19 protein-coding genes and 2 pseudogenes are annotated in these 21,867 nt (G+C 62.5%); 6 read left to right on the top strand and 15 right to left on the bottom strand.

Annotated features, from left to right (window positions below):
• Positions 1-14: 14 nt before the first annotated feature.
• Genes AB4Z53_RS13255 through tolQ form a run of 3 tightly spaced genes read right to left on the bottom strand, consistent with a single transcriptional unit; the run spans position 15 to position 2,306 of the window.
• Entirely contained in the window at positions 15-1,094 is a 1,080-nt protein-coding gene (locus AB4Z53_RS13255) for a hypothetical protein (protein ID WP_113538645.1), read from the bottom strand.
• A 9-nt stretch (positions 1,095-1,103) separates the two neighbouring features.
• Positions 1,104-1,556 carry a protein TolR gene (tolR, locus tag AB4Z53_RS13250; protein ID WP_112807350.1) on the bottom strand — a complete coding sequence of 151 codons (453 nt, stop codon included), beginning with the start codon at positions 1,554-1,556 and terminating at the stop codon, positions 1,104-1,106.
• A gap of 27 nt (positions 1,557-1,583) precedes the next feature.
• Positions 1,584-2,306, bottom strand: a complete 723-nt coding sequence (tolQ, locus tag AB4Z53_RS13245; RefSeq protein WP_113538644.1) for a protein TolQ — start codon at positions 2,304-2,306, stop codon at positions 1,584-1,586.
• Between the two features lie 295 nt (positions 2,307-2,601).
• On the opposite strand from tolQ, the pseudogene AB4Z53_RS13240 reads away from it, so the two are divergent.
• Together AB4Z53_RS13240 and ligD are read left to right on the top strand one after the other, a co-directional pair.
• A pseudogene (locus AB4Z53_RS13240) lies at positions 2,602-2,909 on the top strand (hypothetical protein).
• Positions 2,909-4,533 (top strand): annotated as a pseudogene (ligD, locus tag AB4Z53_RS13235) (non-homologous end-joining DNA ligase). The pseudogenes AB4Z53_RS13240 and ligD overlap by 1 nt, the downstream one beginning before the upstream one ends.
• A gap of 26 nt (positions 4,534-4,559) precedes the next feature.
• Here the strand turns inward: ligD and ybgC are convergent.
• Positions 4,560-5,015 (bottom strand): tol-pal system-associated acyl-CoA thioesterase, encoded by a 456-nt coding sequence (gene ybgC, locus AB4Z53_RS13230; protein WP_113540903.1) that lies wholly within the window; start codon positions 5,013-5,015, stop codon positions 4,560-4,562.
• Between the two features lie 124 nt (positions 5,016-5,139).
• On the opposite strand from ybgC, the gene AB4Z53_RS13225 reads away from it, so the two are divergent.
• The 3 genes from AB4Z53_RS13225 to AB4Z53_RS13215 are packed head-to-tail and all read left to right on the top strand — an operon-like array spanning position 5,140 to position 8,104.
• Positions 5,140-6,360: an NAD-dependent epimerase/dehydratase family protein gene (locus AB4Z53_RS13225; RefSeq protein WP_113540902.1), complete on the top strand. Its 1,221-nt coding sequence runs from the start codon at positions 5,140-5,142 to the stop codon at positions 6,358-6,360.
• A complete protein-coding gene (locus tag AB4Z53_RS13220) occupies positions 6,357-7,217 on the top strand; it encodes a glycosyltransferase (protein ID WP_441596261.1) in 861 nt (286 codons plus the stop codon). Before AB4Z53_RS13225 ends, AB4Z53_RS13220 begins: the two co-directional genes overlap by 4 nt.
• Positions 7,214-8,104: an NAD-dependent epimerase/dehydratase family protein gene (locus tag AB4Z53_RS13215; protein WP_113540900.1), complete on the top strand. Its 891-nt coding sequence runs from the start codon at positions 7,214-7,216 to the stop codon at positions 8,102-8,104. Before AB4Z53_RS13220 ends, AB4Z53_RS13215 begins: the two co-directional genes overlap by 4 nt.
• A gap of 95 nt (positions 8,105-8,199) precedes the next feature.
• On the opposite strand, the gene AB4Z53_RS13210 is transcribed toward AB4Z53_RS13215, so the two are convergent.
• From AB4Z53_RS13210 to ruvC, 5 genes are all read right to left on the bottom strand, one after another.
• Positions 8,200-8,865, bottom strand: a complete 666-nt coding sequence (locus AB4Z53_RS13210; protein WP_291160442.1) for a hypothetical protein — start codon at positions 8,863-8,865, stop codon at positions 8,200-8,202.
• Positions 8,866-9,338: 473 nt separating this feature from the next.
• A complete protein-coding gene (locus AB4Z53_RS13205) occupies positions 9,339-10,241 on the bottom strand; it encodes a metallophosphoesterase (protein ID WP_113540899.1) in 903 nt (300 codons plus the stop codon).
• The gene (ruvB, locus tag AB4Z53_RS13200) at positions 10,242-11,282 is read right to left on the bottom strand and encodes a Holliday junction branch migration DNA helicase RuvB (protein ID WP_065375272.1); all 1,041 of its coding nucleotides are present in this window, start codon (positions 11,280-11,282) and stop codon (positions 10,242-10,244) included. It lies immediately after the preceding gene.
• A 94-nt stretch (positions 11,283-11,376) separates the two neighbouring features.
• Positions 11,377-11,994, bottom strand: a complete 618-nt coding sequence (gene ruvA, locus AB4Z53_RS13195) for a Holliday junction branch migration protein RuvA (RefSeq protein ID WP_223725521.1) — start codon at positions 11,992-11,994, stop codon at positions 11,377-11,379.
• A 116-nt stretch (positions 11,995-12,110) separates the two neighbouring features.
• Positions 12,111-12,623, bottom strand: a complete 513-nt coding sequence (gene ruvC / locus AB4Z53_RS13190) for a crossover junction endodeoxyribonuclease RuvC (RefSeq protein ID WP_113540908.1) — start codon at positions 12,621-12,623, stop codon at positions 12,111-12,113.
• Positions 12,624-12,793: 170 nt separating this feature from the next.
• On the opposite strand from ruvC, the gene AB4Z53_RS13185 reads away from it, so the two are divergent.
• Positions 12,794-13,795: an LLM class flavin-dependent oxidoreductase gene (locus tag AB4Z53_RS13185; protein WP_113540907.1), complete on the top strand. Its 1,002-nt coding sequence runs from the start codon at positions 12,794-12,796 to the stop codon at positions 13,793-13,795.
• A 10-nt stretch (positions 13,796-13,805) separates the two neighbouring features.
• Here AB4Z53_RS13185 and AB4Z53_RS13180 read toward each other — a convergent pair whose 3' ends face one another.
• The 6 genes from AB4Z53_RS13180 to AB4Z53_RS13155 form a co-directional block, all read right to left on the bottom strand.
• On the bottom strand, positions 13,806-14,435 hold the full coding sequence (locus AB4Z53_RS13180) for an HAD hydrolase-like protein (RefSeq protein WP_441596257.1): 630 nt from the start codon (positions 14,433-14,435) through the stop codon (positions 13,806-13,808).
• Positions 14,436-14,599: 164 nt separating this feature from the next.
• Positions 14,600-15,346: a YebC/PmpR family DNA-binding transcriptional regulator gene (locus tag AB4Z53_RS13175; RefSeq protein WP_043625539.1), complete on the bottom strand. Its 747-nt coding sequence runs from the start codon at positions 15,344-15,346 to the stop codon at positions 14,600-14,602.
• 84 nt (positions 15,347-15,430) lie between these two features.
• Entirely contained in the window at positions 15,431-15,913 is a 483-nt protein-coding gene (locus AB4Z53_RS13170; RefSeq protein ID WP_441596255.1) for a hypothetical protein, read from the bottom strand.
• 17 nt (positions 15,914-15,930) lie between these two features.
• Positions 15,931-16,767 carry an MBL fold metallo-hydrolase gene (locus AB4Z53_RS13165; protein ID WP_441596327.1) on the bottom strand — a complete coding sequence of 279 codons (837 nt, stop codon included), beginning with the start codon at positions 16,765-16,767 and terminating at the stop codon, positions 15,931-15,933.
• 276 nt (positions 16,768-17,043) lie between these two features.
• Complete coding sequence (locus tag AB4Z53_RS13160; protein WP_113540896.1) at positions 17,044-20,223, bottom strand: efflux RND transporter permease subunit; 3,180 nt, start codon at positions 20,221-20,223, stop codon at positions 17,044-17,046.
• Complete coding sequence (locus tag AB4Z53_RS13155) at positions 20,220-21,374, bottom strand: efflux RND transporter periplasmic adaptor subunit (RefSeq protein WP_113540895.1); 1,155 nt, start codon at positions 21,372-21,374, stop codon at positions 20,220-20,222. The genes AB4Z53_RS13160 and AB4Z53_RS13155 overlap by 4 nt, the downstream gene beginning before the upstream one ends.
• Between the last annotated feature and the right edge of the window lie 493 nt (positions 21,375-21,867).

Genomic DNA, 21,867 nt, shown 5'->3' with positions numbered 1-21,867 from the left:
CATTCCCGGCAGCTCTAGAGTGCGAATTCCGAGGGATCGAAGTTCAGCACGAGGGTATTCCATCCTTTTTCGCCATCATATTTTTCAGGTGGCAGGTTCTGTAGAGGCGACGAGCGACGGAGCGCGCGCAGCGTGCTGCTTTCGACAGCGCGGCGCGTTCCCTCAGGCCCGCCAGTTGCAGTGACCTCGGGCGTACCGACGATGTTGCCGGCCGGATCCAACTGCACCCGGATCGAGACGCGGACTTCCTGAACGCCGGTCAGGCCGGGCGTCAGCGACCAGTTGCCCTGGATCTGACCCTTGACGCCATCGATCTCGTTGGCGCTGAGGCCCACGCCGATCGTCTTCTTGCCGCCAAGAGCAGCCTCCTGCGTCGAGCGCTTTGCGCCGCCAGCAGACGGATCCTGCCGGTTGAGCAGGGCCGCGATCTCGTCGGCGTTGAACTTGCTATCTTCAGTGGAGGCCGCCTTCTTCTGTTCCTTCGGCGTTGCCTCGTTCTTGCGTTCAGGCGTCTTGGCGCTCTGGGCCGGCTTTTCAACCTTCGGCTTGGCCGCCGGGGTCGGCACCTTTTCGGGCAGCGCTTCGGCTTCCGGGTTCTCGGCCGGCTTTTCTTCGGCCGGCGCCGGATCGGGCTTCGTCTCCGGCTTCACTTCCTGCTTGGGCTCCGGCAGCGCCGCGACTTCAGTCGCAGGTTCGGATGCCGGCTTGGTCTCCTCGACCTTCTTGATTTCCTGTTCGACCGGATCAGGCGTCGGCTCGGGCTTCTCGTTCTTCTGCGGAGAGGCCGTGGCTTCGCTCTTCGACGGCTTGGCGTTCGGCGTCGGCGGCGTCTTCAGGTCGGTATCGTTGTCGCCGACGTTCTCGGCGGGCTGGTTCGTCTCCGGCCGCTTGGTCGGCACCGGTGACGACGTCTCCTTCTTCGGAGCCTTCTTGTCGCCCTGCTGTACCTGCGTCATTTCCGAATAGGGAACGATGTCGACAGGCAGAGCCTCGACGTCGGCGACCTGGAAGTCAGCCGGGCTGCCGAGCGACACCATCGCCCAGGTCAGAACCAGGGCGTGGAGGACAGCAGATGTAGCGAGACTGCCCTTCATCGTGGACGATCACTTTTCCTGTTCTTGCAGCGTGACGAGGCCGAGGTTCTTGAAACCTGCAGCCGAGATGCGGGCCATGACCTTCATGACCGTGCCGTAGTCGGCGTTGGTGTCGCCACGCACATAGATGCGCTCGTTGTAGCCCGTGGTGGCGATCGCCTCGAGCTTTGGCACGACCTCATCGATCGCGATCGGCGTCTCCTGCAGGTAGATCTCGCCGGCCGGGTTGACCGAAACGGTAATCGGCTGCGTATCGGAATTGAGCGCCTTGGCCTGCGTTTCCGGCAGATCGATCGGCACACCGACCGTCATCATCGGTGCCGCCACCATGAAGATGATCAGCAGCACGAGCATGACGTCGACGAACGGCGTGACGTTGATTTCGCTCATTATGGCTTTCTTGCCGCCGCGACGACGACGACCGCCGCCCGAACCTTTGGCTCCGCCAACCGACATACCCATCAGCGTGGTCTCCGTATTCTCTGGCGATTACTGCGCGGCCTGGCGCGGGTTCTGCAGCTTCTCGTCGATCTGCCGCGACAGGATGCCAGAGAACTCGTCGGCGAAAGCTTCCATGCGTGCCGACAGCTTGCCGGCGTCTGCGGAGAACTTGTTGTAGGCGATAACCGCCGGGATAGCGGCGAGAAGGCCGATCGCGGTGGCGAGCAGCGCTTCGGCGATACCGGGCGCCACGACTGCAAGGTTGGTCGACTTCGAGCCGGCGATCGCCTGGAAGGAGGTCATGATACCGACGACCGTACCAAAGAGGCCGATGAAGGGTGCAGCCGAACCGATCGTTGCAAGCGAGCCGAGGCGGGCCTCCAGCGATTCCGATTCCCGTGCGAGCGTCACGTCCATGGCGCGGTCGATACGCATCTGCAGGCCGATCGGCGACCGGGCCCCGCGCTCGAAGCTCTTCTTCCATTCGCGCATCGCGGAAACGAAGATCGCTCCCATGCCAGCGGTCTGCCTGTCGGCGAGCGTCCGGTAGAGTTCTTCCAGCGACTGGCCGGACCAGAACACCTGCTCGAAGCTGTCGAGCTGACGGCGCACGCGGCCGTAGTTCAGCGTCTTGTCGACAACGATCGCCCAGGTCCAGACCGAGGCGGCAATCAGCCCCAGCATGACCAGCTTCACGACAAAGCCCGCTTGCATGAACAGCGACCAGAGGGTCACATCGTGCGTCGCAGCGGCCAATCCAACCTGTTCCATCGTCTTCAGTCCCCGAATCCAAACACCCGGCAAGAGCGGTTCATGCTCGTGACCGGGTAGCCCAAACGTCCTGTTTGCAAGAGTGCCCGGCACCGCCGCAGATCGCACCATCGCGACCTTAATTAGCTTTAGGTTGCCTTCTTGCCGTCAATTTTGGTCAAAGGATGACGTGCACTGCACAAATCCTGATGCAGTGATTAAGACACCATTATGGTTAAGCAACCGTTACCGTGCTGTGTCTTTGCAGTATCACTTGGCTGCCGGAACTTACGTCAGTCAGGCACGTTTCTTCGCCATGGCCGATCAGACGACACGACAGCGCGACAAACGCTCTTCCTCTCCGCATTTCGATCCGCGGGACCGACTGATCCTGGCGCTTTATGCCGAACTCAGGGCCGAGCGCGAGACCTGCGCCGCCTGGAGGACGCGCTTGCCCACGGGGTGCTGTCGGCCGAAGTCCTTCAGGCGATCATCGCCGATCCGGTTCCCATCGTCACAAGCGGCGACATCGCCCATACCGAACGGGTCCTCGCCCGCGAGCCTCAACCGGCCGTACCCGTTGATAAGATTCCAACCCTCCGACGCCTGGGTGGGGGCGGGTGATGGCCGCACGCCATGACCCGCTCGCCGAATACAACAAGCGCCGCGAATTCACCTTGACCCGCGAACCCAAAGGCAAGCCCGGTCGCAAGCGCTCGGGCCGCAAGCGCTTCCTCGTGCAAAAGCACGACGCCACGCGTCTGCACTACGACTTCCGGTTGGAGTGGGACGGCGTGCTGAAAAGCTGGGCGGTGACCCGCGGACCGAGCCTCGACCCGGAAGACAAGCGGCTTGCAGTCAGAACCGAAGATCATCCTCTTGCCTACGGCGATTTCGAAGGGACGATCCCAGAGAAGCAATATGGCGGCGGCACCGTCGTGTTGTGGGACACCGGTTGGTGGGAGACGGATGAGGACCCCACTCAGGGACTGCGGGACGGCAAGCTCACGTTCCGTCTAAATGGCGAACGCATGCAGGGCGGATGGGCATTGGTGCGCATGCGCCCGCGACCGGGCGAAAAGCGCGAGAACTGGCTGCTGATCAAGGAGGTTGACGACGTCGCTTTCGAGGATGGCGAGGCTTTGCTGGAGGACCGCCAGACGAGTGTCGCCACCGGCCGAACCATGGACGAGATCGCCTCGGGAAAGGGCGAAGGAAGAAGCACGTCTGGGCCTCCAAGGAGGAGGACAAGGAGGGAAAGACCGTGACAGCCGAAACGACGAAAGCTGCAACGAAATCTCAGGGCAAAGTGGCAAAGCCGGTAAACGCGAAGCAAGCCACGCCCGACGAAACCGTTCTCGGCGTGCGTATCACTCACCCGGACCGCATCCTGTTCGAGAGCCAAGCGATCAGCAAGCTGGACCTCGCCCGCTACTATGCGGTGGTTGCCGGCCGCATGCTGCCCTATGCCTCCGAACGGCTGCTCTCGTTCGTGCGTGCCCCACAGGGCGTCAGGGGGCCACGCTTCTACCAGAAGCATGCAGGCGACGGATTTCCCGACGAGATCAAGGAAGTCGCGATCACGGAAAGCTCAGGCGAGACGGAAAACTACATGTATGTGCGCGATGCCAAGGGATTGGTCGCCGCGGTCCAGATGGGCACGCTGGAGTTCCATATATGGGGATCGCGCGTCGACAAGCTGGAAAGTCCCGATCGACTGGTCTTCGATCTTGATCCTGATGAAGGTCTCGACTTCGAACTGGTCAAGGGTGCGGCCATGGTCCTGCGCGATGCGCTCGATGAGATCGGGCTGAAATCGGCTCCCATGGTCACTGGCGGAAAGGGTGTGCATGTCATCGTGCCGCTGACGGCCCGGGCAACCTGGCCGCAGGCCAAGGCATTCGCCAAGAGTTTTGCGCAAGGATTTGCCGACCGCGAGCCCGGCCGGTTCATCGCCACGATGTCGAAGGAAAAGCGCAAGGGGCGCATCTTCATCGACTGGCTGAGGAACGAACGCGGCTCGACCGCGATCGCCCCCTACTCCACCCGAGCGCGGGCCGGCGGCCCCGTCGCCACGCCCATCAGCTGGAACGAGCTTACCGCCCTCGAAGCCGCCAATGGGTTCCGGATCCCGGACATTCTCGAACGGATCGAAAGCGGGACGGATCCCTGGCAGGACCTGACAAAGGTCAGGCAGTCCCTGACCAGAAAGATCATGGACAAGCTCGGGGTGAACGAGCCGGACTGAGCCTTGTTTGCCGCAGCCGTGCCGGGCTAGCCGGCACTCTCTTTCGCATGCTGGAACTTGTAGGCCAGCGCCTCCGGTAGCCGCCGCGGGCGGCCCTGGCCGTTGATGACGGCGATGATCACCTTGGCGGCGATCAGCAACTGCTCACCGCGGCGGATTTCCTGTTGCAACACCATCTTGGCACCGCCGGCCTTCTCCGTGACCGTGGTGATCGTCAGGATATCGTCCATGCGCGCCGGCAGCTTGAAGTCGATCTCCATGCGATGCACGACGAAGACTAGGCCTTCGGTGTCGCCCTCGATCGCCAGCGTCGCCTGTTCGACACCGAGCAGCCGCAGGAAGTCGGTGCGCGCGCGCTCCATGAAATGCAGGTATCTGGCGTGATAGACGACGCCGGAAAAATCGGTGTCTTCGTAATAGACGCGCTGGATCAGCCGATGGCCGTTTTCGGTCAGTTCGCCTGCGAGCGAAATCAGGGACATGCTCTTCTCCGACAAGAATTCCCGATTCCTGTGCAGGAACAAAATGCCATTTGCAAGCATTGCAGCGTTGTCACAATCCTATCCTATCACGTGACGGACTTCCTTCTCGATCTGGAGAACGTGCATGAAGATCGCGATCCTTGGCGGCGACGGCTTCGTCGGCTGGCCCACGGCCCTTCACCTGTCCGATGCCGGCCACGACGTTCATATTCTCGACAATCTCTCGCGCCGCTGGATCGATACGGAACTCGGCGTGCAATCGCTGACACCGATGGATTCGATCCAGGAACGCACCCGCATCTGGCACGCCGAAACCGGCCGCCGCATCCACTTCAACCTGATCGATCTTGCTCGCGACTACGAACTGCTCAAGAACTGGCTGGCCGAGCATCGCCCGGATGCGATCGTGCATTTTGCCGAGCAGCGCGCCGCCCCCTATTCGATGAAGAGCGACCGCCACAAGAACTATACGGTCAACAACAACGTCAACGCCACGCATAACCTGTTGAATGCACTGGTCGAACTCGGGCTGGATACCCATCTGGTTCATCTCGGCACCATGGGCGTCTACGGCTACTCCACCATCGGTGCCGCCATTCCGGAGGGCTACCTGCCTGTCGGCATCGAGACGATGGGCGGCGAGACCGTCAGCCAGGAAATCCTCTACCCGTCCAATCCCGGCTCGATCTACCACATGACCAAGTGCCTGGATCAGTTGCTCTTCCAGTTCTACGCGAAGAACGATGGCCTGCGGATCACCGATCTTCACCAGGGCATCGTCTGGGGCACCCACACCGAGCAGACGCGCCGCCACCCGCAGCTGATCAACCGCTTCGACTATGACGGCGACTACGGCACCGTCTTGAACCGCTTCCTCATCCAGGCGGCAATAGGCTATCCGCTGACCGTACACGGCACCGGCGGCCAGACGCGCGCCTTCATCCATATCCAGGATTCGGTCCGCTGCATCGAACTGGCGCTCAAGAGCCCGCCGGCCCGCGGCAGCCGCGTCGAGATCTTCAACCAGATGACCGAGACCCACCGGGTGCGCGACCTCGCTGAGATGATCGCATCGATATCAGGCGCGCAGATCGCCTGGTTGCCGAACCCGCGCAAGGAAGCCGCCGAGAACGAACTCGTCGTCCACAACGAGAAATTCCTGGCGCTCGGCCTCAACCCAACACGGCTGCAGGACGGGCTTCTGTCGGAAATCGTCGATGTCGCGAAGAAATTCGCCTATCGTGTCGACAGAACGCGCGTGCCCGCCGTCTCCGCCTGGACCAAGGACATCGCGCCGCTCATCAACCACGACCCAGAGGGCAAGCGGCTGAAATCCGTTTCATGACATCGAACGATCCCTCGGAGGGGCTCAGCCCCTCCTCGCCGCCTTCCGCCGACCATGCCTACGTGACGCTCGTCACCAATACCGACTATGCGCTCGGCGCTCGCGCGCTCGCGCGCTCCATCCGGCTCACAGGCACGAGGGCGGATATCGTCGTGCTCCACACCGGCGGCGTTTCGATCGAAGCACTGGCGCCGCTTGCAGAATTCCAATGCCGCCTGGTCGAGACCGACCTGTTGCCACTCTCCGACGCCTTTAACGCGCGTCATCAGCGCCGGAACGTGCATGAGAAAGCACCCTTCACCAAGGGCCGCAAACCGGAGTTTCACTCGCCGCTCGACAATTTCTGCAAGCTCCGACTCTGGCAGCTTAGCGAATACCGACGCTGTGTCTTCATCGACGCCGACGCGATCGTGCTCAAGGACATCGACCGGCTGTTTGCCTACCCGGAATTCTCTGCCGCGCCCAATGTCTATGAAAGCCTCGCCGACTTTCACCGGCTGAATTCCGGCGTCTTCGTCGCCGAACCGTCACGGGCGACATTCACGCAGATGCTCGCCCGCCTGGACGCCCCCGACGCCTTCTGGCCGCGCACGGACCAGACATTCCTGCAAACGTTCTTCCCGGACTGGCATGGCCTGCCGGTGACGATGAACATGCTGCAATATGTTTGGTTCAACATGCCCGATCTCTGGGACTGGCGCTCGATCGGCGTGCTGCACTTCCAGTATGAAAAGCCCTGGGAGACGGATCACCCCCGAGCCGAGATCCTGCAGCCGCTGATCGACCTCTGGTTCGCCTACCTGACCGGGGACGGCATCCCGGAGGTCGCCTCCCTACCCAATCCGGCATACCGATGAGCCGGGTACTTGTCTCGGGCGGCACGGGCTTCGTCGGCCGCTTCATCGTCGAGCACCTAGCCGACCACGGCTACGAGGTCGTCGTCGGGGCACGCACACCGCCGGCAACCGGGCACTTCCGGGCCCCGACCGCGTTTCAGCCGCTGGCACTCGATGCGACGCGCGACCAAGGTGCAGCCTTCGCGAATATCGACCATTTTGTCCACGCGGCCTTTGAACATGTGCCAGGACGCTACCGGGGTGGCGAAGGCAACGACCCCGAAGGCTTTCGCGTGGCCAATCTGGACGGCAGCCTTCGCCTCTTTCGGGAGGCAAGCATGAGCGGGGTGAAGACCTGCCTGTTTCTGTCGAGCCGTGCCGTCTACGGCGAGCAGATGCCGGGCCTGGAACTCATGGAAGAAACGCCGTGCCGGCCGGAAACGCTCTACGGCCGCCTCAAGCTCGAAGCCGAACAGGCTCTGGCCGCCATGTCCGGCCCGGAATTCAGGCCCGTCAACCTGCGGGTCACCGGTGTCTACGGCGAGACGCGCCCCGGCACCCGCCACAAGTGGCAGGAACTCGTCTCGGACTACCTCACCGGACGCCCGGTTCTGTCGCGCGCGGGCACGGAGGTGCATGGCGACGATGTCGGCGCTGCGGTCCGATTGGCAATAGAAAGCCCGCGTGAACCTGCCGGGTGCGTGACCCTCAATGTCTCCGACGTGCTTGTCGATAACCGCGCGCTGCTTGCCATCGTCAAGGAGATCACCGGCAGCACGCATGCCTTGCCGGATGCCGCGCCCCTGGCGTCCTTCAATGCCATGGATACCCGAAGGCTGAGAGGAATGGGGTGGCAGCCGGGCGGAATCGAGCGGCTGCGGCGCACGATCGGAGCCATGCTTGCCTGACATCAAGCGGAAAGGCCCGGCGTCGCGGACGCCGGGCCTTTCTTGTCGCGCCGAAACCAGCGCCGATCGGGGCAGTCGATCAGCTGCCGGGGCGGTCAGGCGACCGCGGGAAGTTCCATTTCCGGCTCAACGCGCGAAGAGGACCTGGGTCTCACTGCCGAGCCCGGTACGACGAAGAGCAGACTGTGCGCAAAGGCAATGGCCGCAGCGAGCAGCACCGCATAAGCCGTCAGGATGGCAGTCATCGGCACCACGAAGTTGAGTTGCGGCAGTGCACCGAGCATCAGCGGCACATACCAGGATGTGGCCGAGACGGCGCCGGAGACGAGGAAAACACTGCGCTGCATCGTCGACATGCCATCCATCAGCGACGAACCGATCTGCGCCTTCACCTTCGGCAGGATGACCGCGTGGATGAACGCCCCGTTGATCGTCAGGATGGCGACGATGGTCATCTTCGCCCAGACTTTTTCGTTACCGAGCTTGATCGGCTCGAAGAAGCCGTAATAGGCCAGGAAGCCGAAACCGGTGACCCATAGGAGGATCAACCCCCAATTGACGATCCTCGACCCGAAGTGAAACACGGCGAAGTGCTCCGGAGACACCTTCCCCTTGATGAAAAAGCGCAGGATCATGAGGTCGAGAACGGTGGCGGCGCCCAATCCGAGCGCAAGGCCGATGAAATGAAGAATGCGCAGGCCTGTTTTCAGTCCGATGACGAGATCCAGGCTCAGGGTATTAATCAGAAACGTGAGTCCCATTAGAAAAGTACCTTCCGATGTCGTTAGCATCACATGGGAACGGCACCCCCCGCTAATTTGGCGCCTCTTCGTGTTCCCTCAGACCATGTGAAATAACGCTGAACGCAATACTCTTCCGTCTGTCCCTAGGCGGCATGTGATACTGTTACGCCCGTTGTCGCCTTAGCTAGCCCTTACTTTGCCGCATTCCTGACACCTTTCAGCGCCTGCGAACTGGCCTTTGGACTAGGTCTGGCGTCGCCCGGGCTCTAGGTACGGACGAAATCGGCTCAAAGCGCGGCATCGCTGTGGCGAGATTAAGAATATTGTAAAATAGTCACATTGAATACGAATTCACAGATCGCAGCCGTTACCCCTTGAAATGAGCCAGGCACATCACCAGCGACGGAGACAGGCGACGCTCGGCCCTCCCCAATCGGCTACCCCACCCGACTAGTGGTGGCGGGCACCCCTCGCGCACGGCGTGGACGTGATTACCCGAGATCGATGACGACGATCTCCGGCGGGACGCCGAAACGGACAGGCGCGAGAGAGCAGCCGAGTCCACCCGAGACGATGAGGTTGCGGTTTTCCTCGACCATATGGCCATAGGCGTAGCGATCGCCGAAGCGCGAAGGCACCACCGGCGCGTAGCCGAGAAACCGCACCTGGCCACCATGGGTATGGCCCGACAGCGTCAGCGCGACCCGCGCGGGAACGCTCGGGAAGATGTCCGGCTCGTGGGCAAGCAGAATGACAGGATCACCGTCGGCCACCTGGGCAAGCGTGCCGTCGAGATCGTCGAGACCTGTCATGCGCTGGCGCTGCCACTTCTTGCCCGGCACCAGGGCAAGCTGGTCTTCGAGACCGGCAATCCAGAAGCCCTGCCCGTCCTTTTCAAGCCGGATCGCCCGATTGCTGTAGACGTTGATGCCGACATCCTGCAGCGCCTTGTGCCCGAAGGTCGGACCAGCGCCATTTCTCTGCGCCGTCTTGTCCTCCCACCAGTCGTGATTGCCCATCACGGCATGAACGCCGAGCGGTGCCGTGAGCGTGGCAAGCGCTTTCGACCATTCGCTGGAATGCACGTAGCTGGTGACGAAGTTCATACCGGCGACATAGTCGCCGAGGAGCACCGTGACATCGCCGCCGAGACTGTTGGCCTGGCGGCAAATCGAAGCGATGCGGCTCGCCGGCATCCACGGCTCGCAAGCATGGATATCCGTGAGCATGACGACACGAAGCTTTAGGCCGGGCGTCCAACCGGGCGGCGTCACCGCGTAACGGGTCACGCTCAGACGAGCCAGTGGCTCCACGGCAAAGGCGTAACCACCGAGTGCGGCCATGCTGGCGATCCCGCCGCCGATCACTTTCAATAATCCGCGGCGTGTAATCATCTATTCGTCCTCGAGTGTCAGCCGAAACTGCGTCGCCTCGACCTCTTTCGGCGGGTTGAGGCCGATATGTTTCCAGGCATTTGCGGTCAAGATACGACCGCGCGGTGTTCGCTGGATGAAGCCCTGCTGGATCAGGTAGGGCTCGATGATGTCTTCGATCGCATCACGCGGTTCCGAGAGGCCAGCGGCGATGGTTTCGATACCGACAGGACCGCCGGCGAAATTCTGCGCGATCATGAAGAGGTAGCGGCGGTCGAGCTGGTCGAGCCCCATGTTGTCGACAAGCAGCCGCGTCAGCGCTTCGTCGGCAATCTGCTTGGTCACGGCTTCGGCGCGCGCCACTTCGGCGAAGTCGCGCACCCGGCGCAGCAGCCGGCCGGCAATGCGCGGCGTGCCGCGGGCGCGGCGGGCGATCTCGCGCGCACCGTCGTCGGTCATGCCGAGGCCCATCAGCCTGGCGCCGCGCCGGACGATCGATTCCAGTTCCTCGACCGTATAAAAATTGAGCCGCACCGGAATGCCGAAGCGGTCGCGAAGCGGCGTCGTCAAAAGGCCGAGGCGGGTCGTCGCCGCCACCAGCGTGAATTTCGACAGGTCAATCTTCACCGAGCGTGCCGCCGGACCCTCTCCGATGATGAGGTCGAGCTGGAAATCCTCCATCGCCGGATAGAGAATCTCTTCGACAGCAGGATTGAGCCGGTGGATTTCGTCGATGAAGAGCACGTCACGCTCTTCGAGATTGGTGAGCAGGGCCGCAAGGTCGCCGGCCTTGGCGATGACCGGACCGGAAGTCGAGCGGAAATTGACCCCGAGCTCCTTGGCCATGATCTGCGCAAGCGTCGTCTTGCCGAGACCTGGCGGGCCGACGAAGAGCACGTGGTCCAGCGCCTCGCCGCGGTTCTTGGCCGCCTCGATGAAGATCTTCAGGTTGGCGCGCGCTTCCGCCTGGCCGGTAAACTCGTCCAGCGACTGCGGACGCATGGTCGCGTCGAGATCCTCACCGCGTTTTTCCGGCGTTATCAGACGTGCCGCGTCAGTCATGCATTCGTTCCAGTTGGTCGGTCGTCATTGCGCGGGCACCCACCGGTGTCCGGCCTCTTCCGTTCTGCCTTCTGCGCCTCGCCAAGGCAAGCGCTCATCGCGCCAGTTCCTTGAGGCCGAGGCGAATGAGCTTGGCGCTGTCGCCGCCCTCGCCGCCGTTCTTCAGCGCAGCCGCAACCGCATTGGCCGCCTGGTCACGCGAGTAGCCAAGATTGGTGAGTGCCGAGACAGCATCGGAGACCGGCGCGGACGCGACGCCGTCTCCAAGCTCTTGCTTGAGGCCGATCGACGACGACATTTCACCGGCAAAGGACGGCGCCTTGTTCTTGAGCTCGGTGACGATGCGCACCGCCACCTTCGGGCCGACGCCCGGGGCGCGCGAGACCGAAGTTTTGTCCTGCAGCGCAATGGCATTGGCCAGTTCGCCCGGCGTCAGGGTCGAGAGCACTGCGAGCGCCACTTTCGAGCCGACGCCCTGCACGCTCTGCAACAGCCGGAACCATTCCCGCTCCAGCGCAGTGAGGAAGCCGAAGAGCTTCAACTGATCCTCGCGCACATAGGTCTCGATGAAGAGTATGGCCGCCTCGCCGGCAGAGCCGAGTTTGGACAACGTGCGCGCCGAACAAAAGGCGACATAGCCGACGCCATGCACGTCGAGCACGACATGATCCTCGCCGATCTCGTCGATGGTACCCTTCAATTTGCCGATCATATGGCGTCTCTCGCGGTGGGGGATGGTCGCCCAGACCATCGGAAGATATCTTGTCTCCAGCGTCGCGCGTCTTTCAAGACGCGTAGGGTCGCCGTCATACTTTAGATCTACTGCAACTACGCCATCAATGCGGCGAGCCGGCTGGTCACAGATTGCCGGTTGTGGGCATGGCAGATGGCGATCGCCAACGCGTCCGCCGCATCGTTGCCCTTGAACTCGACCTTCGGCATCAGAACCTTGATCATCATGTGGATCTGCTGCTTCTCGCCATGGCCGACGCCGATCACCGCCTTCTTGACCGCGTTCGGTGCATATTCGGCGACCCTCAGCCCGGCGCGCGCCGGCACCAGCATCGCGATGCCGCGTGCCTGGCCGAGTTTCAGCGTCGCAGTCGCGTCCTTGTTGACGAAGGTCTGCTCCACTGCCGCCTCGTGCGGCTGGTAGCTGTGCACCACCTCGGCAAGGCCGTCGTGCAACTGGCAGAGCCGCGAGGCGAGATCCATATCGCCATCGGAGGTAACGGTGCCTGAAGCCACGAAGCGCAGCGAATTGCCGAGCGTCTCGATGATGCCCCAGCCGGTGCGGCGCAGGCCCGGATCGATGCCGATGATGCGAATCGTATTCTGCATGAAATTCACCCTATGATGCCAGCCTGGACGCTGCCAGCAAAAAGTGAACAAAACAAAAACATACGCACAGTTGAAAGGACCCGCGGGGATTTCTTCGCTACCACCCTTGGATTGAGGAAAATTGAGCTTACATAGCTTTCCATCAATTTCTCTCAATGAAGGCCTTTGCCATGGCGACTTTCTCCGTCCTCGATCTCTCCCCGATCACGCAAGGCGGCAGCGTCGCCCAATCGCTCGAAAATTCGCGCCGGCTGGCCCAGGCTGCCGAGGAAAACGGTTATCAACGGTTCTGGCTGGCAGAGCATCACGGCATGAAGGGCATCGCCAGTGCCGCGACCTCACTGGTGATCTCGCACGTGGCTGCCGCCACCAAGACCATCCGCGTCGGCTCCGGCGGCATCATGCTGCCCAACCACTCGCCGCTGGTGATCGCCGAACAATTCGGCACGCTGGCAGCTCTTTATCCGGGCCGCATCGATCTCGGCCTCGGCCGTGCGCCCGGCACCGACATGCGCACCGCCCAGGCGCTTCGGCGCAACATGGAAGCGAGCGGCAACAATTTCCCGAACGACGTCGTCGAACTGCAGGCGTTGCTCGGCCCGGTGGCAGAAGACCAGAAGATCATCGCCGTTCCGGGTGCCGATACCAATGTGCCGATCTGGCTGCTGGGCTCCAGCCATTTCAGCGCCCATCTCGCCGGTATGCTCGGCCTCCCCTTCGCCTTCGCCTCACATTTCGCGCCCGACATGCTGCTCTCGGCGCTCGAAATTTACCGCGAACGCTTTACCCCGTCCGAGACGCTCGACAAGCCTCAGGTCATGGTCGGCGTCATGGGTGTCGCCGCCGATACGGATGAGGAGGCGAACTATCTCTTCACCTCGATGCAACAATCCTTCGTGGCGCTGCGTCGCAATGCGCGCGGGCAGTTCCCGCCGCCGGTCCAGTCGATGGATGGACTCTGGAGCTATGACGAAAAGATCTTCGTCGACCATTCGATGATGTATGCGGTGGTCGGCGGGCCAGAGACGGTCCGCCGCAAGATCGCAACATTCCTTGAGCAGACAAGGGCCGACGAGCTGATCATCTCCATGCCGATCTTCGACATGGACGCCCGCCTGAATTCGCTTCGCCTCTTCGCCGACGCCCAGCGCGATCTCGCCAAGGCAGCCTGATAAAGCACGGTCAGATCACGCCGAAAGCGGGCGCGATCTCCTCCATGCGGGTGAAGAACCGGTCCGGTCCAAGCTTCTGCAGAAAGTCCGGATCGGCATAGCCCCAGGCCACGGCACCTGCGGCAATGCCGGCCTTGCGCGCCGCCTCGATGTCGCGCGCCTCGTCCCCGATCGCGAGGAACCGGGCGGGATCCAGGCCCGAGTATCGGATCGCCTTCTTGAAATGCTGCGCCTTGCCGAAAAGAGCAGCACCGCATTCGAATAGGTCCACAGCGGCAGCCGCTTCTCCGAGCGCAGCGCGAATGCCCTCTTCCGCGTTCGAGCTGACGATGGCGATGCCGATACCGGCAGCCTTCAACCGCGCCAGCAACTCGGCAACGCCCGGAAACAGCCGGACGGAGGCAGCCTCGGCCGCCATGGCCCTACGCATGAAGGTGGCAATCTGCGGCAACTTCCATACGGGCACACCGAGATGCGCGATGATTTCGCGGTTGCCCATCGTTCTCAGCGACTGGAATTCCGCAGTGGAAAGCTCACGAAAGCCGTAGCAACGCGCGGCACTGTTGCAGGCGGCCATGAAGCCCGCCGCCGTATCGGCCAGCGTGCCATCGAAATCGAAGATCGCGAACTGATAGGTCATCAGCGGCACATTAGCGTTCAAGTGGAAACGCTGGAAGCGGGAAGACGCTCTGGAATCAAAGTGCTAGGGCGTATTTGTGCGCTTGTCCAGGCGCACGGCGCCCAAAGAAAAACCCGTGCCCTTCCGGACACGGGTAAGTATTCCGGAACTTGCCGGGCGTCGGATCAGGCCGACAGCTTCGCCAGAATCTCGTCCGACACTTCAAAGTTCGAATAGACGTTCTGGACGTCGTCGTCGTCTTCAAGGATGTCGATGAGCTTCATCAGCGACTGCGCCTTTTCCTCGTCGACCGGAACGGTGTTCTGGGCCTTCCAGATCGCCTTGACCGTTTCGGCTTCGCCGAGCGTGTCTTCGAGCGCCTTGGAGACTTCGCCGATCGCCTCGAAGCCGCAGATGATCGTGTGACCGTCCTCGTCGGTGGTGACGTCGTCGGCACCCGCTTCGATCGCCGCATCCATCACCTTGTCGGCGTCACCGACCGAAAGCTTGTAGGTGATCTCGCCAACGCGATCGAAGGAGAAGGAAACCGAACCGGTTTCACCGAGCGCACCGCCAGCCTTCGTGAAGGTCGAGCGCACGTTGGAGGCGGTACGGTTGCGGTTGTCGGTCAAGGCTTCGACGATGACGGCAACGCCACCGGGGCCGTAACCCTCGTAGCGGACTTCTTCGTAGTTCTCCGCGTCTCCGCCGGAGGCCTTCTTGATCGCCCGTTCGATGTTGTCCTTCGGCATCGACTGCGCCTTGGCGTTCTGGATCGCCAGGCGCAGGCGCGCGTTCATCGCCGGGTCGGGCATACCGGACTTGGCGGCAACCGTGATCTCGCGCGCGAGCTTGGAAAACATTTTCGAGCGCACCGCATCCTGACGGCCCTTGCGGTGCATGATGTTCTTGAACTGTGAATGGCCAGCCATGGCACCCTCTGCATGCATGATTATGTAGGAATGGGGCGCCTTATAGTTTTATTGCCGCTTTTCGTCCAGCCGGGGCGCGGCTTTTCAGTCGGCCGATACCCGCGCGCGGCTTAGGAGGAAGCTGTGTCCGTCATCGCGACGGCACGAAAGGCCAGTGCGTTCGGAGGCGCAGGAAAACGGCCCCCGCACCCAGCTTTGCCCGTAGTCGAGCACCTGCCCGGAGGAACAACAGCTCGGATCGCCGACGGCGTGATCAAGCATGGCTGCACCCGTGCGGCCCATTGTGGCCCGAACGTAACGCGGCGCGACGATATCGCAGGAAAGTTCGGGGCCGCCGTCGGCGGGCTGGTAGACCGGCGTGCCGCCGGCCGGCGTATAGACGCAGCCGATATTGCCCGAGGGCATCACGAACACCTCCTGCGCGCCCGCCGGCCGCACCGTCGTCTCAGGTGGGTTCTGCAGTTGTTGTCCTTCGGGAGAGGGCATGCGGGGCGGAGGCGCGCCGCCTGCCTCGGCAAGGGTCGACAGGGACAGGAAAAGCGAAACGCCAACTACAAGCAACTTCATCGGGCGATCCTGAAAGTTCAGACGCCCTGCAGAATATAAATCAGAGGTTTGCTTGGCAAGGAACGCAACGAGACTTTGACGCTGGCACTCTCGGCGAAGCGTTTGTCGTAGTCTTCGCCGAACATATCGAGGAAAGCATCGATTGGCGGGCCGCGGCGGTGCATCGGCAGGATCAGCGACGACCGCAGCCGGTTGACGACCCGGCTCATGCCTTCGCCCCCCATGGTCAGGCCACCGTCGACGGGAACCATGAGAACGTCGAGTCGGCCGATCTGGCGATAGTGGCTGTCGTCGAGTTCGTGATGAAGATGCCCGAGATGCCCGATGCACAGATCCGCCACCTCGAAGATGAAGATCGAGTTGCCGTCGTGCTCCATCGCCGCCCCACCGGCGCGGATGTCGGTCGTGACGTTGCGAATGTAGGTGTCGCCCACCACGAGGTCATGACGGGCGGGCTTGCCGCTGTCGCCCCAGCCGTGCAGGACGTTCTTGATCGCCGGGTCAGGCGAAAGCGTGTAGTGGCTCGAATGCGCCTTGTTCATCGTTGCGACCGTCGGCGGCGCCGACGGCGCGAACCAGCCATTGTAGTCGGTCGCGATCGACACGCCGCCGGGTGTCTCGATCAGGAAGGTGGAGTGGCCGAGATAGGTTATCGTCACCTCGCCGACCGCTGCCTGTCTCTTGGCGGCAGCGGCGGGGGTGAAGCTGGCGAAGGTCGCCTGGGGTATAGCCTCTGCAATCGCCTGGCATTGGCTGGCGTGGCTTGGCGGTTGTTGCGCATGCGCGACCGATGGCCAGAACGCATGAATGAGCCATATGGCGGCGAACGTGTAGACAAGGTACCGGAGCATCAGCCTTCACCTCTCTCACTTTGCTTGACCTCGGGCCTGAGGGCCGCGTGGAGTGAAGCCGTTGAACAGCGAATGGAAGCCTTTGCCTTCGCTCGGCCTGATGATGGCGTCACGGGCGGGGAGAGAATTGTTCAAGCTTTCGGCCTCGTCCAGTTACAAACGGCAGGCCCTGCTCACGTTTTCGTCACCGCCCCCGACTGCGAACCGGTAAATTGGCCCCGTTCAACAGCAAATGCCCGGCATTGCTGCCGGGCATCGCCACTTTCTAGGAGGGCTTGGCTACTCCGCCGGATGAGTGGCGGGCTCTGTCGCCACAACTGGTTTGCGCCGCCGGAGCGACCTGAGGGCCACGTAGAAGACCGGCGTCAGGAACAGGCCGAGGAAGGTCACGCCGAGCATGCCTGAGAACACCGCAGTGCCGAGCGACTGGCGCATTTCAGCACCCGGGCCGGTGGCGATCATCAGCGGCACCACGCCGAGGATGAAGGCAAAAGCGGTCATCAGGATCGGCCTGAGGCGCAACTGGCTGGCCTCGACCGCCGCCTCGATCGGAGTCTTGCCTTCGTCCTCGCCCTGCCGCGCGAACTCGACGATCAGGATCGCGTTCTTGGCCGCAAGGCCGATCAGCACGATAAGCCCGATCTGGGTCAGCACGTTGTTATCGAGGCCGCGGACGAACACGCCGACCAGCGCTGCGAGCACGCCGAGCGGTACGATCAGGATGATCGCCAGCGGCAGCACCCAGCTTTCATACTGGGCCGACAGCGCCAGGAACACGAAGACCACCGACAGCGCGAAGATGAACACCGCCGTGTTGCCGGTCTGCCGTTCCTGGAAGGCAAGCTCCGTCCACTCGAAGGTCGTGCCCTGCGGCAGGATCTGGGCGGCCAGCGCCTCCATCTTGTCGAGAGCAGTCCCCGTCGATACGCCGATGCCGGGGTTGCCCTGGATCGGAACCGACACATACATGTTGTAGCGCTGAACCAGTGTCGGGCCGGCGGTATCCTTGATTTCGACGAGCGTCCCCATCGGCACCAGCGCACCGGTCGCCGAACGTACCTTCAGCGCGAGGATGTCGTCACGCTCGATGCGGTACTGCTGATCGGCCTGAGCCCGTACCTGGTAGACACGGCCAAAGGCATTGAAGTCGTTGACGTAGGAGGTGCCGAGGTTGATCGACAGCGCCTCGAAGATATTGGGGATCGGCACGTTGAGCGTACGCGCCTTGTCGCGATCGATCGCCAGGAAGTATTGCGGGCTCGAGGCCGAGAATGTGGTGAAGACCCCGGTCAACCCCTCCGTCTGGTTGGCAGCACCCATCATCTGATAGGCAAGTCCCAGCGCCCGGCGCATGTCGGAGCCCTGGCGGTCCATGATCTGCATCTTGAAGCCGCCGGAGTTGCCGATGCCCCGCACCGAAGGCGGCGGCACGGCGATGATGAAGGCCTCCTGGATACTCTGCAGGCTGCCATAGAGCTGACCGATGATCTGGTTGGCGCCCTGCCCATGCTTCAGCCGCTCTTCGAAGCTTTCGAAGGAGGCGAAAACCACGCCCGAATTGGATGCATTGGTGAAGGTCGCACCGTTGAAGCCGGCAAAGGCAACGGCGCTCTTCACCCCGGGCACGTCCTCGATGATCTTCGAAGCCCGCTTGACCACGGCGTCGGTCCGGTCGAGCGAGGCCCCGTCCGGAAGCTGGATGACGACGATCGCATAGCCCTGGTCCATCGTCGGCACGAAGCCCCGCGGCACGATCTGCGCCATGTACCAGGTCGCTCCGAGCAGACCGACGAAAACGATGAGGGCCGCAGCCAGCGCCGTCCTCGTCGAAACCAGCTTGCGCACGATAAAGGCATAACCTTCGGCCATGCGGTCAAAGCCGTTGTTGAAGCCGTTTGCCAGTGACCGGCCGAAACGCGTGATCGGATTGCGGCTCTCGTGGTGGCCGTTCTCATGCGGTTTCAGCAGGATCGCCGCCAATGCGGGCGACAGCGTCAACGAGTTGAAGGCGGAAATGACCGTTGCGACCGAGATCGTCACCGCGAACTGCAGGTAGAACTGGCCGGCGATACCGGGGATGAAGGCGGTCGGCACGAAGACCGCGGTCAACACAAGCGAGATGGCGATGACCGCGGCCCCCACCTCGTCCATGGTCACGTGCGAGGCCTCGCGCGGGGTCATGCCGCGCGCGAGATTTCGCTCGACGTTCTCCACCACCACGATCGCATCGTCGACGACGATACCGATTGCCAGTACCAGGCCGAACAGCGTCAGCATGTTCAGCGAGAAGCCGAAGGCGTAGAGGAAGGCGAAGGTACCGACCAGCGACACGGGGATCGCCACGATCGGGATGATCGCCGTGCGCCAGGACTGCAGGAAGACGAGAACGACGATGGCTACGAGAACCGCCGCCTCGGCGATCGTCTTGTAGACCTCGTTGATCGATTCCGAGATGAACTCGGTCGGGTTGTAGACGATCCGGTATTCAAGGCCGTCGGGGAAATCCCGCGACACGTCGGTCATCACCTTCTGGATCTGCTCGGCGGCATCGAGCGCATTGGTGCCCGGCCGCGAGAAGATGCCGAGCGCCACCGCCGGGCTACCGTCCAGATAGCTGTTGTTGACGTATTCGCGCGCGCCGAGTTCGATGCGGGCAACGTCCTGCAACTGCACGAGCCGGCCCGTTTCCGTCGCCTTGACGATGACGTAGCGGAACTGCCGCGCATCGCTGAAGCGACCGTCCGTGGTGACGGTATACTGGAACGCGCTGTCACCCGGCGCCGGCGGACCGCCGATCGAGCCGCCGGAGACCTGCACGTTCTGTTCACGCAGCGCCTGCACGACATCACCCGCCGTCATGCCGTAGGCCGAGAGCTTTTCCGGATCGAGCCAGACGCGCAGCGCATATTCGCGCTCGCCGAACAGGATGACGTCGCCGACGCCGTCGAGCCGCACCAGCAGGTCGCGAATGCGCGTGCGCGCATAGTTCGAGACGTAGAGCTGGTCGTAGCGCTCGGTGGGCGAGAGCAGATGCACGACCATCATCAGGTCGGGCGAACTCTTCGCCGTGGTGATGCCGATGCGGCGAACCTCTTCCGGCAGGCGCGGTTCGGCGATCGACACGCGGTTCTGCACCAGCACCTGCGCCTGGTCGAGGTCGGTGCCGAGCTTGAAGGTGATCGTCAGCGCCATCGAACCGTCGGCGGTCGAATAGGAGGACATGTAGAGCATGTTCTCGACGCCGTTAATTTCCTGTTCGAGCGGCGTCGCGACGGTATTGGCAACGGTGTCGGCGTCAGCACCGGGATAGGCGGCGCGAACGACGATGGTCGGCGGGGCGATTTCCGGATACTGCGCCACCGGAAGCTGGAAATAGGCGATGCTGCCGACGATCAGGAGTACGATCGAAAGCACCGACGCGAAGATCGGTCGGTCGACGAAGAAGTGAGCGAACCTCATTGCGCCGTCCCCACCGCTTGCGCCTCAGGGGGCAGCTCAACCATTTCGGGCTTCACCTTGGTGCCGGGGCGCGCCCGCATGAGGCCGTTGACGACGATGGTCTCATCACCGGTCATGCCTGAGCGGATGACGCGATAGCCGTGCAGCTTCGGTCCAAGGCGCACCGGCTTGGTCACCACTGATCCATCCCCGGTCACCTCGTAGACGATGCGCTCGTTCTGGTCGGCGCCAATCGCCTCGTCCGGAATGAGCACGGCCTTGTAGGTGTTCGAGCCTTCGATCTGCACACGGCCGAAGAGACCCGGCTGCAGTACCAGCTTCGGGTTTTCAAGACGGGCACGCACGCGCATCGTGCCGCTCTGTGGGTCGACACGGTTTTCGGCAAAGTCGAGCTTGCCCTTGAACGGCTCTTCATTGGAGTCGGCGATGGTGACCAGCACCTCCAGCGCACCGCCGCCTTCCTGCAACGCACTACCACGTTCGCGCGCGACCCGCGCATAGGAAAGCAGCCGCCGCTCGTCGACGTCGAAATAGAAGTCGATCGGGTCGAGCGAGACGATCGTCGTCAGGACGGTCTGATCGGCCTGCACAAGGTTGCCCGGTGACAGCAGACGCCGGTCGACACGGCCGCTCAGTGGTGCGGTGATCGTGGTGTAATCGAGGTCGAGCTTGGCGCGGTCCACCGCCGCTTCCGCGCCGCGCACCAGCGCCTGCGCCGAAAGCAGTTCGCGGCGATGGTCGTCGAGCGTCGATATCGATAGCGTGCCGGTGCCCGTCAACGATTGCGTCCGCTTGAATTGCGCTTCGGCGAATTCCAGCGACGAGCGCGCCGATTCCAGCGTCGACTCGGCCTGAGACAGAGACGTGCGATAGGGGCGCTGGTCGATGACGAAGAGCTTGTCGCCCTTCTTCACCAGGGCACCATCGGTGAAGTTGACCTCGTCGAGATAACCGCCGATGCGGGCGCGAACCTGCACCTCGTCGACCGGCTCGAACCGGCCGATGAATTCGTCGCTGTCGACCACGTCACGCACCACCGGCTTGGCGACGGTCACGACGGGCAATTGCGCGTCCTGCGCTTGGGCACCAACAGTGGATAGAAGGGAAAGAGAAGCGCCGACGATCATCGGCAAATGCCACTTAGACAACATGCATGCCCTCCGAATGCACAAGGCCATTCCACCGGTCGCGAGATCCCATGAAATGACCTAACTCTTTGAAACTACACCACTCCTGGCGAAATCGCCTCGGACGACTTCCGGAGTCGCGCTATCATCGCGATGAGCGGCCTTCCGGTGCACCGTCGCGATCGTTTTGATTGCTCCAGAGCAAGACGGGGGGAGGAACGCTTCCCACCCGCATCGCGCTCTGCACAAAGTCCAGGGTCGGCAGCGACCCAAGTCACAAAGTCATGCAAAAAATCAAATGTTACAGCGGTCTCCGCTCAGGGCCGGCGAACGCTGTTGGATCGAGATCGCCGGGCAGAGAGCACCTGCTCCCGATTGTCCGATGACGACAGCACAAGCCCGCAATCCATGACTGCGGACGGTATTCATTCTTGAAAACGCTCGAATGCATCACGCCCCGGCCCGGCGTGATTTCGCGATAACCTGCCATCATTTGATGGGGTTGTCACCTTGAAAA

This window comes from Ensifer sp. 2TAB8 (genome assembly GCF_052115125.1).
GTDB lineage: Bacteria > Pseudomonadota > Alphaproteobacteria > Rhizobiales > Rhizobiaceae > Ensifer.
Note: the sequence above shows the minus strand (reverse complement) of the source record. Positions and strands in the feature narration are given on the sequence as shown.

What these genes read in the sequence shown, in the direction of transcription:
- tolQ (WP_113538644.1), bottom strand. Translation starts at nt 2,306, where the DNA reads ATGGAACAGGTTGGATTGGCCGCTGCGACGCACGATGTGACCCTCTGG.
- AB4Z53_RS13170 (WP_441596255.1), bottom strand. Translation starts at nt 15,913, where the DNA reads ATGAAGTTGCTTGTAGTTGGCGTTTCGCTTTTCCTGTCCCTGTCGACC.
- AB4Z53_RS13155 (WP_113540895.1), bottom strand. Translation starts at nt 21,374, where the DNA reads ATGTTGTCTAAGTGGCATTTGCCGATGATCGTCGGCGCTTCTCTTTCC.
- ybgC (WP_113540903.1), bottom strand. Translation starts at nt 5,015, where the DNA reads ATGTCCCTGATTTCGCTCGCAGGCGAACTGACCGAAAACGGCCATCGG.
- AB4Z53_RS13205 (WP_113540899.1), bottom strand. Translation starts at nt 10,241, where the DNA reads ATGATTACACGCCGCGGATTATTGAAAGTGATCGGCGGCGGGATCGCC.
- tolR (WP_112807350.1), bottom strand. Translation starts at nt 1,556, where the DNA reads ATGGGTATGTCGGTTGGCGGAGCCAAAGGTTCGGGCGGCGGTCGTCGT.
- AB4Z53_RS13225 (WP_113540902.1), top strand. Translation starts at nt 5,140, where the DNA reads ATGAAGATCGCGATCCTTGGCGGCGACGGCTTCGTCGGCTGGCCCACG.
- AB4Z53_RS13160 (WP_113540896.1), bottom strand. Translation starts at nt 20,223, where the DNA reads ATGAGGTTCGCTCACTTCTTCGTCGACCGACCGATCTTCGCGTCGGTG.
- AB4Z53_RS13180 (WP_441596257.1), bottom strand. Translation starts at nt 14,435, where the DNA reads ATGACCTATCAGTTCGCGATCTTCGATTTCGATGGCACGCTGGCCGAT.
- AB4Z53_RS13175 (WP_043625539.1), bottom strand. Translation starts at nt 15,346, where the DNA reads ATGGCTGGCCATTCACAGTTCAAGAACATCATGCACCGCAAGGGCCGT.
- ruvB (WP_065375272.1), bottom strand. Translation starts at nt 11,282, where the DNA reads ATGACTGACGCGGCACGTCTGATAACGCCGGAAAAACGCGGTGAGGAT.
- AB4Z53_RS13185 (WP_113540907.1), top strand. Translation starts at nt 12,794, where the DNA reads ATGGCGACTTTCTCCGTCCTCGATCTCTCCCCGATCACGCAAGGCGGC.
- ruvC (WP_113540908.1), bottom strand. Translation starts at nt 12,623, where the DNA reads ATGCAGAATACGATTCGCATCATCGGCATCGATCCGGGCCTGCGCCGC.
- AB4Z53_RS13210 (WP_291160442.1), bottom strand. Translation starts at nt 8,865, where the DNA reads ATGGGACTCACGTTTCTGATTAATACCCTGAGCCTGGATCTCGTCATC.
- AB4Z53_RS13255 (WP_113538645.1), bottom strand. Translation starts at nt 1,094, where the DNA reads ATGAAGGGCAGTCTCGCTACATCTGCTGTCCTCCACGCCCTGGTTCTG.
- ruvA (WP_223725521.1), bottom strand. Translation starts at nt 11,994, where the DNA reads ATGATCGGCAAATTGAAGGGTACCATCGACGAGATCGGCGAGGATCAT.
- AB4Z53_RS13215 (WP_113540900.1), top strand. Translation starts at nt 7,214, where the DNA reads ATGAGCCGGGTACTTGTCTCGGGCGGCACGGGCTTCGTCGGCCGCTTC.
- AB4Z53_RS13220 (WP_441596261.1), top strand. Translation starts at nt 6,357, where the DNA reads ATGACATCGAACGATCCCTCGGAGGGGCTCAGCCCCTCCTCGCCGCCT.